The 13899-nt window shown below is 70.2% G+C and carries 15 protein-coding genes; all 15 read right to left on the bottom strand.

Annotated features, from left to right (window positions below; all coding sequences use genetic code 11):
- Positions 1 to 2 precede the first annotated feature (2 nt).
- The 15 genes from fliD to fliF all read right to left on the bottom strand — a co-directional run bounded on the left by fliD (position 3) and on the right by fliF (position 13899).
- The gene (gene fliD, locus COC42_RS07060) at positions 3 to 1397 is read right to left on the bottom strand and encodes a flagellar filament capping protein FliD (protein ID WP_096342456.1); all 1395 of its coding nucleotides are present in this window, start codon (positions 1395 to 1397) and stop codon (positions 3 to 5) included.
- 46 nt (positions 1398 to 1443) lie between these two features.
- Positions 1444 to 2571: a flagellar type III secretion system protein FlhB gene (gene flhB / locus COC42_RS07055; protein WP_096342455.1), complete on the bottom strand. Its 1128-nt coding sequence runs from the start codon at positions 2569 to 2571 to the stop codon at positions 1444 to 1446.
- On the bottom strand, positions 2571 to 3344 hold the full coding sequence (gene fliR / locus COC42_RS07050; RefSeq protein ID WP_096342454.1) for a flagellar biosynthetic protein FliR: 774 nt from the start codon (positions 3342 to 3344) through the stop codon (positions 2571 to 2573). Before fliR ends, flhB begins: the two co-directional genes overlap by 1 nt.
- 3 nt (positions 3345 to 3347) lie before the next feature.
- A complete protein-coding gene (gene fliQ / locus COC42_RS07045) occupies positions 3348 to 3617 on the bottom strand; it encodes a flagellar biosynthesis protein FliQ (RefSeq protein ID WP_096342453.1) in 270 nt (89 codons plus the stop codon).
- Positions 3618 to 3622: 5 nt separating this feature from the next.
- On the bottom strand, positions 3623 to 4366 hold the full coding sequence (gene fliP / locus COC42_RS07040; protein WP_176484624.1) for a flagellar type III secretion system pore protein FliP: 744 nt from the start codon (positions 4364 to 4366) through the stop codon (positions 3623 to 3625).
- A 170-nt stretch (positions 4367 to 4536) separates the two neighbouring features.
- Positions 4537 to 4785: a flagellar biosynthetic protein FliO gene (locus COC42_RS07035; RefSeq protein WP_425442820.1), complete on the bottom strand. Its 249-nt coding sequence runs from the start codon at positions 4783 to 4785 to the stop codon at positions 4537 to 4539.
- A gap of 9 nt (positions 4786 to 4794) precedes the next feature.
- The gene (fliN, locus tag COC42_RS07030; protein WP_096342450.1) at positions 4795 to 5100 is read right to left on the bottom strand and encodes a flagellar motor switch protein FliN; all 306 of its coding nucleotides are present in this window, start codon (positions 5098 to 5100) and stop codon (positions 4795 to 4797) included.
- Entirely contained in the window at positions 5097 to 6059 is a 963-nt protein-coding gene (locus COC42_RS07025) for a flagellar motor switch protein FliM (protein ID WP_096342449.1), read from the bottom strand. The genes fliN and COC42_RS07025 overlap by 4 nt, the downstream gene beginning before the upstream one ends.
- Positions 6060 to 6065: 6 nt before the next feature.
- Entirely contained in the window at positions 6066 to 6650 is a 585-nt protein-coding gene (locus COC42_RS07020; protein WP_096342448.1) for a flagellar basal body-associated FliL family protein, read from the bottom strand.
- A gap of 16 nt (positions 6651 to 6666) precedes the next feature.
- Positions 6667 to 8745, bottom strand: coding sequence for a flagellar hook-length control protein FliK (locus tag COC42_RS07015; RefSeq protein WP_096342447.1), 2079 nt, complete (start codon positions 8743 to 8745; stop codon positions 6667 to 6669).
- A gap of 15 nt (positions 8746 to 8760) precedes the next feature.
- The gene (locus COC42_RS07010) at positions 8761 to 9192 is read right to left on the bottom strand and encodes a hypothetical protein (RefSeq protein WP_096342446.1); all 432 of its coding nucleotides are present in this window, start codon (positions 9190 to 9192) and stop codon (positions 8761 to 8763) included.
- Positions 9182 to 10513 (bottom strand): FliI/YscN family ATPase, encoded by a 1332-nt coding sequence (locus COC42_RS07005; RefSeq protein ID WP_096342445.1) that lies wholly within the window; start codon positions 10511 to 10513, stop codon positions 9182 to 9184. The genes COC42_RS07010 and COC42_RS07005 overlap by 11 nt, the downstream gene beginning before the upstream one ends.
- A complete protein-coding gene (locus COC42_RS07000; protein ID WP_096342444.1) occupies positions 10507 to 11247 on the bottom strand; it encodes a FliH/SctL family protein in 741 nt (246 codons plus the stop codon). The genes COC42_RS07005 and COC42_RS07000 overlap by 7 nt, the downstream gene beginning before the upstream one ends.
- On the bottom strand, positions 11240 to 12247 hold the full coding sequence (fliG, locus tag COC42_RS06995) for a flagellar motor switch protein FliG (RefSeq protein WP_281253080.1): 1008 nt from the start codon (positions 12245 to 12247) through the stop codon (positions 11240 to 11242). The genes COC42_RS07000 and fliG overlap by 8 nt, the downstream gene beginning before the upstream one ends.
- Positions 12244 to 13899 carry a flagellar basal-body MS-ring/collar protein FliF gene (gene fliF, locus COC42_RS06990; protein WP_096342443.1) on the bottom strand — a complete coding sequence of 552 codons (1656 nt, stop codon included), beginning with the start codon at positions 13897 to 13899 and terminating at the stop codon, positions 12244 to 12246. The genes fliG and fliF overlap by 4 nt, the downstream gene beginning before the upstream one ends.

The following is a 13899-nucleotide window of genomic DNA, read 5'->3' as shown; positions in this document are numbered from 1 at the left end:
CGTCAGTTGTTCTGGCTGTTCCAGGCATCGACCTGCTGCTGCAGGAAGGTCTGAGTCGATTTGTATGCCGCCACCTTGGCGTCCATGCTCGCGAATTGCTGGGTCATGCGCGTGCGCGTCGCTTCGGCGGCTTCGAGCGCCTTTTCGCGCTGCTCGGCGATTGCCTCAACCTGCTTGGTATAGCTCGCCTCGCTCGCGCCAAGGCCCGTCCGCGTATCGCTCGCCGATTGCGAGATCTTCTGCAGCGCCGCCGGAAGCGCGGCGCCCGCGGCGAACATCGATTCCACCGCCTGCGGATAGCGCGACAGCGCGGTCGCGAGCTTGGCGGCATCGACGCTGAGGGTGCCGTCGCGCAGCGTCGCCACGCCGATCTCGGCCAGCGTGCGGGGACCGCTCGGATCGTCAATCAGCTGCGCGCCGACAAGGCGTGATAGCTCGATCTTCATCGTCCGCGCCGCCGGATCGGCGCGCAAGGCCCCACCGACGGGATCGGTCGCGGTTTTCAAGAGCGCCTGGAGCTGATTGTAGGTCTCGGCGAAGTCCTGCACCGCTTGGCTCAGGCCCTCGCTCGACGGCGTCGAGCCGAGCTGCACCGTCGTGCCCGGCCGCGCCGAGACGAGGTCGAGGCGGACGCCCGGCAACAGGTTGCCGATGCTGTTCGACGCGCGCTGGATCTGCACCCCGTCAACGACGACGATCGCGTCCTGCGCCGCGGTGCCGATATTGCCCTTGCCCACGCCCACTTCGACGGCGGCAAGGCCGGCGGTGTCGGCGCTGAGCGTGAAGCCCTGGCTCTCGCCCGTCGCGCCCTTGAGCACCAGCCGCGAGCCGTTCGCGTCGCCGATGATGCTGGCGGTGACGCCCGCCTTCTTCGCGTTGATCGCGGCGGCGATGTCGGACAGTTTCGAGGCGGCAGGGTCGATGGTAATCTCGACCGGTGTGCCGGCGCCTGCGGTGAAACCGGTCATCTGCCCGCCCGACACCTGGGCCGAGCCGAAGGTCAGGGTCAGCTTGCCGCCGCCGAGATCGGCGCTGGTATCGGTGACGAGGTTCGAGTTGCTCGCCTGGGCGCTGGCGATCTGGCGCACCTCGACGGTGGCGGAAAGGCCCGCGGCGCTCGATCCGGTAAGCTGGCTCGCCCGGACGACGCCGGTGTCGCTGCTGGTCGGCTGGGTCGAGAGCGAGCCGCTGCGCGCCAGCGTCGCAAGCGCGCTGGAGAAGCCGCTAATCGCGCTCTTCAATTCGCCGGCGGCGGAGATCTGCGCCTTGATCGCGGTCTCGCGCGTGTCGAGCATCGCGTTCTTGGACGAGAATTGCGCATCGACCAGGCTGTCGACCAGCGCCTTGATGTCGATGCCTGAGCCCGCGCCCAGTGCCGAGGTAATTGAATCGACCATTCAAGCGCTCCCGTTCTCCAGAGGAAACGACCGGAGCCGGCCGGACTTAAGCGATCGCATGGCCGTTTTCGTCGAAGCGAGCCCCCGCGGGCACCGTGATCGGCGGGGGCGAGCCGCCCGCGGCGACATTGACCCCGAACACGAAGGCGAGGACCGTCGCGATCGCGAGATAAAGGTCGTCGCGCACCTCCTGCCCCTCGCGGCTGGTGTAATACACCGCGCGGGCGAGCGTCGGATATTCGAGGACCGGTACCGCCATTTCGCCCGCGAGCTCACGGATCGCGAGCGCGGTCGCGCCGCGACCCTTGGCGACGACAACGGGCACATTGTCGCGGCCCCGCTCGTAGCGGAGCGCCACGGCGAAATGGGTGGGGTTCGTGAGAACGACATGCGCCTCGGCCACCGCCTTGCGGAAGTTGCGCTTCGTCATTTCGTGCCGGCGGCGATGCTGGGCGGCCTTGGCCTCGGGCGAGCCTTCGGTCTCCTTATGCTCGTCCTTCACCTCCTGCTTCGACATGCGCAGCTTCTTAAGGCGCTGAACGATCTGGATCGGCACGTCGATGCCGGCGATCAGCGCAAGCCCGCCCGCCATCGCGAGCAGGAGCGTCGTCAGCTGCGCGCCGAGCCCCCCGAGCGCATGTTGCAGGTCGGTCGAGACGACGCCCAGCCCCTGGTGCGCGGTCGCCGACAGCAGCCACCAGCCGATCGAGCCCAGGAGCGCCACCTTGAGCAGCGACTTGCCGAGCTCGACCCAGCCATTGGGGCCGAAGATGCGGGCGAGCCCCGCGCCGGGATTGATGCGCGATCCCTTGGGCGCGAGGACCTTGCCGTTGAAGGCGAGGCCGCCTAGCAGCGCCTGGCCGGCGATCGCGCCGATGACGGTGACGGCGAGCAGTCCGCCGAGTGCAGGCGCAAGCTTCCACCCCGCTTCGATCAGCGGGCGCGCGGGCTCGAAATGCTCGACATCGGCGCGCCCGAAGCTGAGGCTGGCGATCACCACCTCGCGGATCGCGCCGAGCAGCATCGGGCCGAACGCGACCAGCCAGCCGCAGCCGAGCAGCACGACAAGCGCAGTGCCCAGCTCCTTCGACTTGAGGACGTTGCCCTCTTCCGCCGCTTTTTGGCGGCGGCGCGGGGTTGGGGCTTCGGTCTTTTCGCCTGCGGTCTCCGCCATCAGCCGAGCACCAGCGTCTTGGCCGCGTCGAGCGCCTCGCGCACGATCACCAGCATATAGTCGCCCATCGCCGGCATCGCGACGAACAGCGCGATCACGCCGACCGCAAGGCTGGCGGGCAGGCCGACCGCGAACAGGTTGAGCGCGGGGGCTGAGCGCGACAGCATGCCCACGACGAGGTTGAGGCAGAGGAGCAGGAACCCGACCGGCAACGCGAGGAGGAAGCCGGCGAGGAACGCATAGCCGCCGAACATCGCGATGTTACGGATGGCATTGGCGCCCAGCCACGCGGCGCCTGGCGGCAAGAGCTCATAGGAGCGGGCGATCAGGTCGACGAGGATCAGGTGCCCGTCGACCGACAGGAACAGGAGCGTGAGCAGCACCGACAGGAAGGTGCCGAGCGCCGGGCTCGCGGCGCCACGCTGCGGGTCGATCATCGTCGCGAAACTGAGGCCCATCGACCCGCCGATGATCTCGCTGGCGACCAGCGGCGCGGCAAAGGCGATCTGGAGGATGAAGCCGAGCGCCAGGCCCACCAGCGCCTCTGCGGCGATGGCGAGGAATGTGGTGAAGGCGAAGACTTGCGTGGGCGCGGCGATCGGCATCGACCCCATCACCAGCACGCCGATGGCTGCCGACAGGGTGACGCGCACCGTTGCGGGCACGCTCACCGCGCCGAACACGGGCGCCGCGACGAACGCGGCGCCGACGCGCACCATCACGAATAGCAGCGTCCAAAGCTGCGGCTCGACGGCAAGGCCGAAGCCGAGCATCGCTTAGCGCACCAGATCCGGAATGCGCTCGAAGATGCTGACGGTGAAGTCGCTGAGCAGCCCCAGGATCATGCCACCGAAGATGACGAGGCTGACGCCGACGACGATCAGTTTGGGCACGAAGGACAGCGTCTGTTCCTGGATCGAGGTCGCCGCCTGGATCATGCCGAGAATGAGGCCCGAGATCAGCGCGGGCAGCAGGATCGGTGCCGAGGCGAGCGCGAGGATCCACATCGCCTGACGCGCGACTGACAGGAAATATTCGGCGTCCATCCGCCCTAACTCACGAACGAATTGGCGAGGCTGCCCATGGTCAGCGCCCAGCCGTCGACGAGGACGAAGAGGAGGAGCTTGAACGGCAGCGAGATGATCGTCGGCGACATCATCATCATGCCCAGGCTCATCAGCACCGTCGCGACGACGAGGTCGATGACGATGAAGGGCAGGAAGACGAGGAAGCCGATCTGGAACGCGGTCTTGAGCTCCGAGGTGACGAAGGCGGGGAGGAGGACCGAGAAGGGCACGTCCCGAGGGTTCGCATAAGGCCCGGTCTTGGCGATGCCCGAGAACATCGTGATGTCCTTCACCCGCGTCTGTTTGAGCATGAAGGCGTGGAGCGAGGCGCCGCCGGTCTCGATCATCTGCTCCGCGCCGATCCGGCCGGCGGCATAGGGCTTGATCGCGGCCTCGTTCACGTTGGCAATCGTCGGCGCCATCACGAACAGCGACAGGAACAGGCTGAGCCCGATCAGCACCTGGTTGGGCGGCGTCTGCTGGAGGCCCAGCGCCTGCCTGAGGATCGCCAGCACGATGATGATCCGCGTGAAGCTGGTCATCATCAGGATGATGCCCGGCAGCACCGTGAGCAGGCCCATGATGATGAGCACTTGCAGCGACAGGGCCAGCGGCGCGTCGTTGCCGCCGCCAAGCTGCCCGAGCGCGCGGTCGAGGGCGTCGGCGGCGCCGGGGGCGGCGGGCGGGGTGGGCGCGGGCACCGCTTGTGCGAGCGCGGGCTGGGTCATCACCAGCGCGAGCAGGAACGCGCCGAGGATGAAGAGAGCGCCCCTCAACAATCCCGCTTGACCCGGGCGAGGTCGAGGGCGTTGGCCGAGCGAAGCCGAGGCGGTCTCGCTCCGCTCGAAAGCGGTTCTCGACTTCGCTCGAACGAAACGGATTTGGGGCGCGACCAACATCACTCGACCTTGTCGATCAGGGTCACACCCGCGCGGCTGACCGAGACGAGAAGACGCCGCCCCTCGAACTCAAGTACGGCGAGCTTGGTGCCGGTCGAAACCATCATCGTCTCGCGCACCTTGAGCATCCGCTCGCCCTGATTGCCGGGCATTCGCGCCTCGAGCCGGCGCCAGAGATAGAGGCAGCCGATCAAAAGGCCGCAGACGAGCGGCAGCAGCACGACCAGCTTGAGGATGTAGGACCACATCATGGGCGGTCAGCGGACCCGGCGCTCGGGGCTGACCAGTTCGGTCATGCGCACGCCGAAGCGCTCGCCCACGGTCACCACCTCGCCCCGGCCGATCAGCGTGCCGTTGACGAAGACGTCGAGCAGCTCGTTCGCCTGGCGGTCGAGCTCGATCACGCTCGATTCGCCCAAGGCGAGCAGTTCGCGGAGCGTCAGGCTGGTCGAGCCGATCTCGACCGTCAGCTTGACGTCGACGTCCTGGAGCAGGCGGAAATTGGCCGCTACGCCGGGACTGATCGGCGCATCCGCGGGAAAGCCGCCGGTCATGTCGTTCATGGCTGTTCGTCCTCTAGATCGAGCTGTTCGAGATGATGGATGCAGATGGCGGCGCGGCCGTTCTGGGTGCCGACGACGCCGGTGCCGAGCCGGTGGGTGCCGACCATGATCGGCACGAACTGGCCGAAGCTGACCGGGATGACGTCGCCTTCCTTGAGCTCCATCAGCGCCCCCAAAGACATGGTGGGTTCGGCCAGCACCGAGCGGACCGGGAAGCGTACCCCCATCGCCGCGCGGGTCAGGCCGTTGCGCCATTTGGGTTCGGGGTCGGCGGTGCGGCCGATGACGCGGGTGTTGAGCGACGGGCCGATCGGCTTCAGCGCCGCGACCGGATAGACGAGATCGACGAAGACCGGCTTGTCGCTGGCCGCAGCGATGCCGAAGCGGGTAACGATCACCGCATCCTCGCCGTCGAAATCGTGCAGCATCGCCGCATTGATCTCGGTCCGGCCGGCGGTGAGCTCGAGGCGTGCGACCGGCTCCCATGCGGCGGCGAGCGGCTCGGCGATGGTGCGGCCCAGCCGCTCGACCAGCGCTTCGGCCGCGGGCGAGAACTCGCTCGGCAGCGGCGCGGGCGCCTCGCCCAGCCCGCCGAAATACAGGTCGAGCAGCTCGAGCGTGAAGCGGCCGTCGAGGACGAGCAGCGCATGACCCGTCACTGCCCCCCCCGCCGGGCGAATCGCCATCGGCAGCCAGGCGGTCAGTGCCTTGGGTCGCTCCGCCACATAATCGGCGAAGCGCATGACGCTCAAGGGTTCGGCCCAGCTGCGCGTCGCGCGCCGCAGGATCGGCTCGAACACGTGGCGAAGGCCGCGCGCGAACCGCGCCGACAGGTGCTGGAGCGTGTGCAGGTCGCCGAACGGGTTCAGGTTGGCGACGCCCAACGCCGCGGCATGCGCCGCGTCCCCGCGGGGTCGCTGTCGCCGCTCGGCGGCGGAACCTGAAGCCTCGTTAACCATCGCCGTTCACTGAACAACAAAATTGGTAAAGTAGACGTTACCGATCCCGCCAAAGCCTTCCTTTTCCTTGAGCGTGTCGTTGATCGCCTTGGCGAGGCGCTTTTGCAGCTGCTGCTTGCCGGCGGTGCTGAACACCTGCTCTTCGTCGGTTTCGGACAGCGCCATCAGCACCGCCGATCGGACGGCGATCTCGTGCGTTCTCAGGTTGCCGATGACCTTGTCGTCATAGGGGGTGGAGACGGCGAGCCCGACCTGAATGAAATGGACGCTGTCGAGAAGGTTCGAGGTGAACTCCTTCTCGAACGTATAGTAGTTGGAGGCGTTGGCCTCCCCCTCGCCAGCGGTTTCGCCGCCGCCGCTATCGCTGCCCTCGTCGCCCTCGCCGGCGCGCTTCTGCTCGCTCTTTGGCACCAGGCGCGGCTTGTCGCTCTCAGCGCCGGCTTGCCCGCCGCCGATCATGCCGGTGGCATACAGGCCGCCGCCGACCCCGCCCCCGGCAAGGATCAGTCCGGCCAGCGCGATCATGATCAGCTTCTTCTTGCCGCCTTTCTTCTTGGGCTCGGCGGTCTTGTCGTGCTTGGCATCGCTCATCGGTCAGTCCCCCCGTTCAGGCGATTCGTTCGTCGGTTGGCGTGTCGGCGTCGGCACGTGCCGCCCGCCGGTTGGAAGTGGGTGTGTCGGGCGCGTGACGCTGCTGCGGCTGCGGGCGGTCGCCCGTGCCACCGTCGCCCGCGCCCGGCTGTTGCAGGCTCAGGCGAAGGCCGCGCGATTCGGCCAGTTCGGTCAGTCGCGGCGCTGCCTCGGCGAGCAGCGCGCGCGCCTCGGGCGCGGCGTCGAGCACGACCTCGATCCCGCGATCGGTCTCGCGCAGGCGCACTGCGACCTCGCCTAGCGCGTCGGGCGAGAGCGTGATGCGCGTCTCGCGGCCGGGGGCTGGGTCGGCGGCGGTGAAGCTGTCGATGCGCGCCAGCATCTGCGTTCGCCAGTCGCGGTGCTGGGTGTCGATGGCCGGCGCGGCGGCGGTCTCGATCGATGGCTGCGTCGGCGCGGCGGAAATGGCGGGGTCGATCGGTGCCGGCTCGGCCGAAAAGGCGGTGTTTGGCCGCGCGCGGAGCAGGCGGTCGGTGGCGTCTACCCGTACGGGCGTGGGGGCGTCGGCCGGGGCGGGCGGCACGGCGGCACGCGGCGCACCGGCACGGTGGATCGACCGCGTTGCCGCGCGCGGCGACGCCTCCCCCGTGGTGCCGACGGTGGCCGGAGCGACCGGCGATCCGGCTACGCCGCGCCCGGCGGGCAGGGAGACGAGCGTCGCGAGCGACGTAGGCGCCTGCGCCTGATCCGGCGCGCGTGCGACCGGCATCGCCTCGGCACCCGGACGTGCCGACGGAGCTATCGCTGGATCGGATCCGGTCACGATCGTTGTCCCGGTGACGGATTGGTTCGATGCGTTCCCTTGGGCAGTCGCGTGGGCGTCCGACGCCCCCCCGCCGGGTCCGACCGGCATCGCCGCCGCGGTCGCAGGCGGGGCGGGCGTGTCGCGCGCCGGTGCCTGATCGGCCGCAAAGGCGCCGGCGGGCGGCGCGACAACCGGGCTCGGCATCGCAATCGGGACCGGTAGCGGGGCCGCCGGCGGTTCGATCGACCCAGCAATGGGTGCGGGCGTCGGCGAACTGGCCGGCGTGACCGTCACCTCCTCGGGAAGCGATTGATCGCCCTCAATCGAGCTCCGGACCCGCGGCGCGGTCGGGGCGCCGAGCTTCGACCTGGCGGGGGCCGGCGTCGGTTGCAGCCGGCCATGGTCGCCGGGCCGCGTCACGCTTTCGCCGTCCGACGGTGCCGATCCAACGGCTCCGGGCGAAGGCAGCGCCTCGTCCAGCGCCGGCGATCGCGTCGATCGGTCTGTCGCCTCGACCTCTGTGCTGCCAGCTAGCATCGCGGCAGGTTCCGCGGCGATCGCCGGCCCCGGTTCGGCCACGGCGGCCGGGGTTAGCGGGGTCGTCACGGCCAGCGGCAGCGAGGCCCGCGGGCTCGAAGCTAAGTCTCCGAAAGGCGCGGCGTCGTCGGCCGTGTCGATGCGCGCAATCGGGGCAAGAGCAGGAGCGGGGGCGGGCGGCAGCGACACCAGCGGATCGGCGCCGGCCGACCCCGGCGAGGCCACCTGCATCTCGCTGCGGTTCGGTTCGTCGGGCGCGATTGCGGGCGCCGGCCCGGCCAATGAACCTTCAGGCGAGGGAGTGGCTGCGGCCGGCGCGCGCGGGCGCTCGGTCGGGCGGGTGACGATCGGACGGCCGACAGTCGCAGCCCGCGGCGTATCGTGCGCGGGCGCCGCCGGCACGTCGGACGCCTCGGCAAGCTCCGGCGCCGCACCGGGCGGCATTGGCCGCTCGACCGGCAAGTTCCTGCCGGTCGCGGCACGTTCCTGCCGGCGCTCGCTCTTTGCGGCGACGGCCGCGGGCGGCGGATCGACCGTAAAGGGTGCGGGGTCGGGCGGCGGCGCCTCGCCCGGTGCGATGGATGAGCGGCGATCGGTATCATGCAGGCGCGGCTCGGGCGCCGCGGTTACCGCTTCGCCCGCGCCGGCGAGCAGCGCGGCGAAGGCGGCGCTGTCAGGGCTGGCCTGAAGCGGGGCGGTGGACGTCGGCGCAAGAAGCGCGGTCAGGGATGGAGGTGTGATCGCGTCGGGCATGGTTCGCCCGAGCGATCAGCAAGGATCGTGCCGTTTCGGCGCGCGGCCCGGCGGCAAGGCCTCCAGCGCGCGGATCGCCTTGAGCGCCGCGGCATGGTCGGCGCGCACGATCAGCTTCTCGACCGCGCTCTGATCGCGCCGCGCCTCGTGCGTCGCCGCGCGGGCGCTGGCGAGGCCGTCATGCGCCGCACTGACTCGCGCCTCGGCCGCATGCGCCGACTGGTGCAGCCGCTCGCGATAATGCGCGGCGGCGGCGAAGCTCAGCGAGTCGGCGGGCAGGGGGGAGGGGGCGGGCGCGACGTCCTGCGCCAGCCGGGCGATACGGTCGCGCAGGGCCGTCTCGCTGGCGACGCGATCGACGGCGCGTGCCTCTTCGGCGCGGGTGAGGCCCAGTTGGAGCGTGCGGACGCGCAGGATGCGCGACAGCTTCCGCGCGTCAGCCGGCATCGCCGAACACGCCGACGAGCTCGGCCACCGCATCCTCGAGGCTCACCACTTCGTTCGCGTCCTGTCGAATATACTCAAGGACTGCCTCATGCGCCGCGATGGCGGCATCGATCGCGGGATCGGCGCCGCTGCGATAGGCGCCCATCAGCACGAGGTCGCGATTTTCCTCGTAGGTGGCGAGGTGACGGCGCAGCGTCCGCGCGGCGAGCACATGCTCGCGAGGCACGATGTCGGTCATCACGCGGCTGACCGAGGGGCCGACGTCGATCGCCGGATAGACGCCGCGCTCGGCGAGCGCGCGGCCGAGGACGATATGCCCGTCGAGGATCGAGCGCGCCGAATCGACGACGGGGTCGTTGCCGTCGTCACCGTCGGCGAGCACGGTATAGATGGCGGTGATCGACCCGCCCGACGAGACACAGGTGCCCGCGCGCTCGATCAGGCTTGGCAGCATCGCGATGGCGCTCGGCGGATAGCCGCGGGCCGAGGCCGGCTCGCCGAGCGCGAGGCCGATCTCGCGCCCCGCATGGGCAACGCGGGTCAGCGAATCCATGATGAGGAGGACCTTCTTGCCCTCCGCCCGGAACGCCTCGGCGATCGCGGTGGCGCGGAGGGCACCGCGGATGCGAAGGACCGGCGAATGGTTGGCGGGGACGGCCACGATGACGCTGCGCGCCCGCGCCGCGCCGGCCACCTTGGTCTCGAGGAAGTCGGCGACCTCGCGGCTGCGCTCGCCGATCAGGCCGATGACGATCACGTCGGCTTGCGCGGCGCGCACCATCATGCCGAGCAGCACCGACTTGCCGACGCCCGAGCCCGCCATGATGCCGACGCGCTGACCCTGGCCGATGGTGAGCAGGCCGTTGATCGCGCGCACGCCGACATCGAGCGGTTCGAGCACGCGCCCACGGTCGAGCGGTGACTGGAGCTTGCCGGCGAGCGGCCAGCGGCCCGCGCCGCGGATCGGGCCGAGCCCGTCGATCGGCTTGCCCGCGCCATCGACGACGCGCCCGAGCAACGCCGCGCCCACCTCGGCCTCGCCGGGCGGGCCGATGGGGCGGACGGGGGCTTGCGGCAGGAGGGCGGCGGGGCCACCGAGGTTCATGAGGAGCGTGCGCGGGCCGCGAAAGCCGATCACCTCGGCCTCGACGCGGGCCGAACCCTCGCCGATCTCGCAAACGGTGCCGACGGGGAGCGAGAGGCCGACCGCCTCCATGAGCAGGCCGTCATAGGAGGCGAGCCGACCCGAAACGCGCGGGCGCGGCGCGAAGCCGGCGGCGCCGATCGCCCCCAGATAATCATCGGCGAAGCGCGTCAGCATTTGGGCAGCGGCACCTGATCGATCGCGGTGGCGAGCTGTTCGAGCCAGCGGGCCGGACCATCCTCGACAATGGTTGAGGCCGCCTCGAGGCTGAAGGCACCGCGCGCGATCGCGGCATCGCCTACCGCGAAGATCGTCTTGGGAAGTCGACCCTCGACCAGCACCATGTCGGCCGGATTGAGGCGCAGCATTGCCGCTTCGGCCGCGTCGGCGAGCAGGTCGGTCGCAGCGGCGATGCGCGCGGCCAGCCGCTCGCCGTCGATGCCGCTCTCTTCGACCAAGTTACCGATCAGCGCGAGCACGGTCTGGCGCAGGCGCCTCGCGAAGCCGTCGCGGTCAAGCCAGGCGGCGCTGGTGACGGCGCGGGCGAGCTGGTCCATCAGCGCCATGTCGCGCGCACGCTCGACCGCGGCCTCGTCGGCGGCGGCGCGAAGGCCCTCGGCATAGCCTTCCGCCCGCGCCGCGGCGATCGGATCGACCGTCGCGGCGAAGGGGTCCCAGTTGCTGGCCGGAGCACTCTCGCGTTCGGCGGGGTGGAAGTGGCGCGGTCCCTCGGTGGCAGGTGCCGGTTCGGGCTCGGCAGGGCGGCCCGGCGGCGTTGGCGCGAAACCCGGCGGGGGCGAGAAGGCACGGCGCAGCGCCTCGCCGATATCGGCATGGCGGCCCGCGAAGCCCGCGGCAAAGGGAAAGTCCGCCGCAGCGAAGCGGCCGGTGTCGGCAAAGGCCTCAGACATAATCGTCCTCGCCGCCGCCCATCATGATCGTGCCGTCCTTGGCGAGCTGTCGCGCGGTGGCGATGATCGCCTTCTGCGCCTCCAGCACTTCGGTGAGGCGCATCGGCCCGCGCGCTTCCATCTCGTCGCGGATGCCGTCGGCGGCACGCGCGGACATGCAGCCGAGGAAGCGGTTGCGCCCGGCCTCGTCGATGCCCTTCAATGCGCGGACGAGCAGGTCGGTCTCGACGTTGCGGATGAGGACGCCGATATTCTTGTCGTCCATGTCGAGCAGGTTCTCGAAGACGAACATCGCCTCCTCGATTGCCTTGGCGACGTCGCGGTCGATCTTGGCGAGCTTGGGCATGACGCGTGCCTCGGTCGCCTTTCGCGCGCTCGACAGGATCCGGGCGGCATCCTTGGTGCCGCCGAGCTGGAGGCCCGCCGCCGACTGCGACTGGCCGACGCGGCTGGCGAGCGCGGCCTTGAGCGTCTCGATCGCCTCGGGCGCGATCGGCCCCAGCCGCGCGACGCGGTGAAGGATCTGCGGCTGGAGCTGCTCGGGCAGGATTTCCAGCACCTGGCCCGCGATCGCGGGGTCGAGATTGGCGATCAGGACCGCGGCAATCTGCGGATGCTCGCTTTCGATCAGCGACGCGATCTCGCCCGCGTCGAGCCAGTCGAGCAGGTCGATCGCGCACGCGGCCTCGGCCGGCGTGATGCGCGCGAGCACGCTGTCGGCCTTTTCGGGGCCAAGCGCCTTGTTCATCATCCCCTCGATCTTGGGGCGGGGGTCGAAGCCGATCGCCGTCCGTTCGCGGGCATGCGCCACGAAGTCGTCCAGCACGCCCTCGACCTCCTCCTCGCTCACGTCGGCGACCGCGAACATCGCCTTGCCGAGCTGGCGGACTTCCTCGGGCTCAAGCTTCTGAAGGATGGCCGCGGCCTCCTCCTCGCCGACGAGCATCATCAGCACCGCGGCACGCTCGGTGCCGGAGAACTGGCGCGGGGGTTCGATCACTGGGCGCCGTCCTTGATCATGTCGCGCACGGCCAGCGCCGCGCGGGTTGGATTGTCGCGGGTGAAGCCGCGGACGAGATCGACGCGCTCGTCATAGCTGCGCGCCGATTGCAGCATCTCGATGCTGACGGGCACGTGCGGCGGGGCATCGGATGCAGCGGGCGGACTGTCCTCGCCCGTTGCGGCGGTCGCCGCACCGGAGAGCGGCAGCGCGCCTTCGGGCGCCGGGTCGGTCTTTTTCTTCGCCAGCGAGCGGACAATCGGGCGGATGCCGACGAACAGGACGAGCAGCGCGATGATCAGGGCAGTGGCGTTGCGCGCCGCCATCGGCACCCAGGCGGCGTCGTACCAGGCGACCTTGTCGGCTTCGGTCACTTCGGCCGAGAAGGGGCGGCTGACGACCGTCACCTGATCCTGGCGCGCCTGGGAATAGCCGACGGCGGCGCGGACGAGATCGTTGATCTGGCGAATCTCGGCCGGGGTGCGCGGCTTGGCACCGGCGGGCTCGCGAAGCAGGACCGCCACCGAGAGCCGCTTGATCGCGCCGGGGGCCTGGCGGCTGACCGACACTTCCTTGCCGAGGTCGTAGGTGCGCGCATACTCCTCGCTCGCCTTGCCGCCGCCTTGGGTGTTGTTGGCGCCCGGCTGCGTCGCGGGATCGTTGGGGTTGGTCAGGCTGGCGGCGGCCGGGGGGGTGTTCGAGAGCGCGCCGGGAATGCCGCCGGGCTGCTGCCCGGCTGCCTGGGGCGACTGCCACTGGCCCTGCTCGGCGCGGATCACGCCGGTCTTGTCATAGCTCTCGCGCGTCGCCTGCGTCTCGTCGAGGTCGACATCGGCCTGCACCTCGGCCGAGAAATTGCCCGCGCCGACCAGCGGCGTCAGCAGCTTCGACAGCTGGAGGCGGTACTTGTCCTCGACGCGGCGCTGATAGTCGATCCGCGCGTCGCCCGCGCCGGTGCCGGCCTGCGAGTCCTTGGAGGACAGGAGCGCCCCCATCTGGTCGACGATCGTCACGTCGTCGGTCTTCATCCCCGGCACGGAGCCGGCGACGAGGTTGGTGATCGAGCGGACCTGACTGTCCGAGAGGGTGCGGCCTGGCTCCAGCCGGACGATGACGCTGGCGGAGGGGCGGGCATTGTCGCGCACGAAGACGGAGGCTTCGGGCGTGGCGAGGTGGACGCGCGCGTCGATAACGCTGTCGATCTCGGCGATCGAGCGGGCAAGTTCGGTTTCGCGCGCCTGGCGAAGCCGCTCGCCCTCGACGGCGCGGCTGACGCCCATCGGCAGTTCGTCAAGGATGGCGTAGCCGCCGGGTGCGGCCTTGGGCAGGTCCTGGCTGGCGAGCAGCATCCGCGCGCGATGGAAATCATCCTCGCCGACGGTGAGCGCACCGTTCGCATCGATGTCCGACGCGATATTGGCCGCGCCCAGCGCTTCGCTGACCGCGGCCTTGTCGGCATCGCCCAGATTGGGGAACAGCACGCGCTGCGGCGGCTGCGCGATCATCACCCAGGCGAGCGCCGCGGCGGCGATCAGGCCGACGATGGCGATCAGCGGGATCGCGCGGCGAACCGCCGGCTGCTGGAAGAAGCCCTGCGCCTGCCGGAGCGGCTGGGCGAGGGCGGGCGGAAGCGTGGCGAGAGCGTTCGACAT

The organism is Sphingomonas spermidinifaciens (assembly GCF_002351485.1).
Classification (GTDB): domain Bacteria; phylum Pseudomonadota; class Alphaproteobacteria; order Sphingomonadales; family Sphingomonadaceae; genus Sphingomonas; species Sphingomonas spermidinifaciens.
The sequence above is the reverse complement of the archived record's forward strand: the minus strand, read 5'-3'. Positions and strand labels throughout refer to the sequence as shown.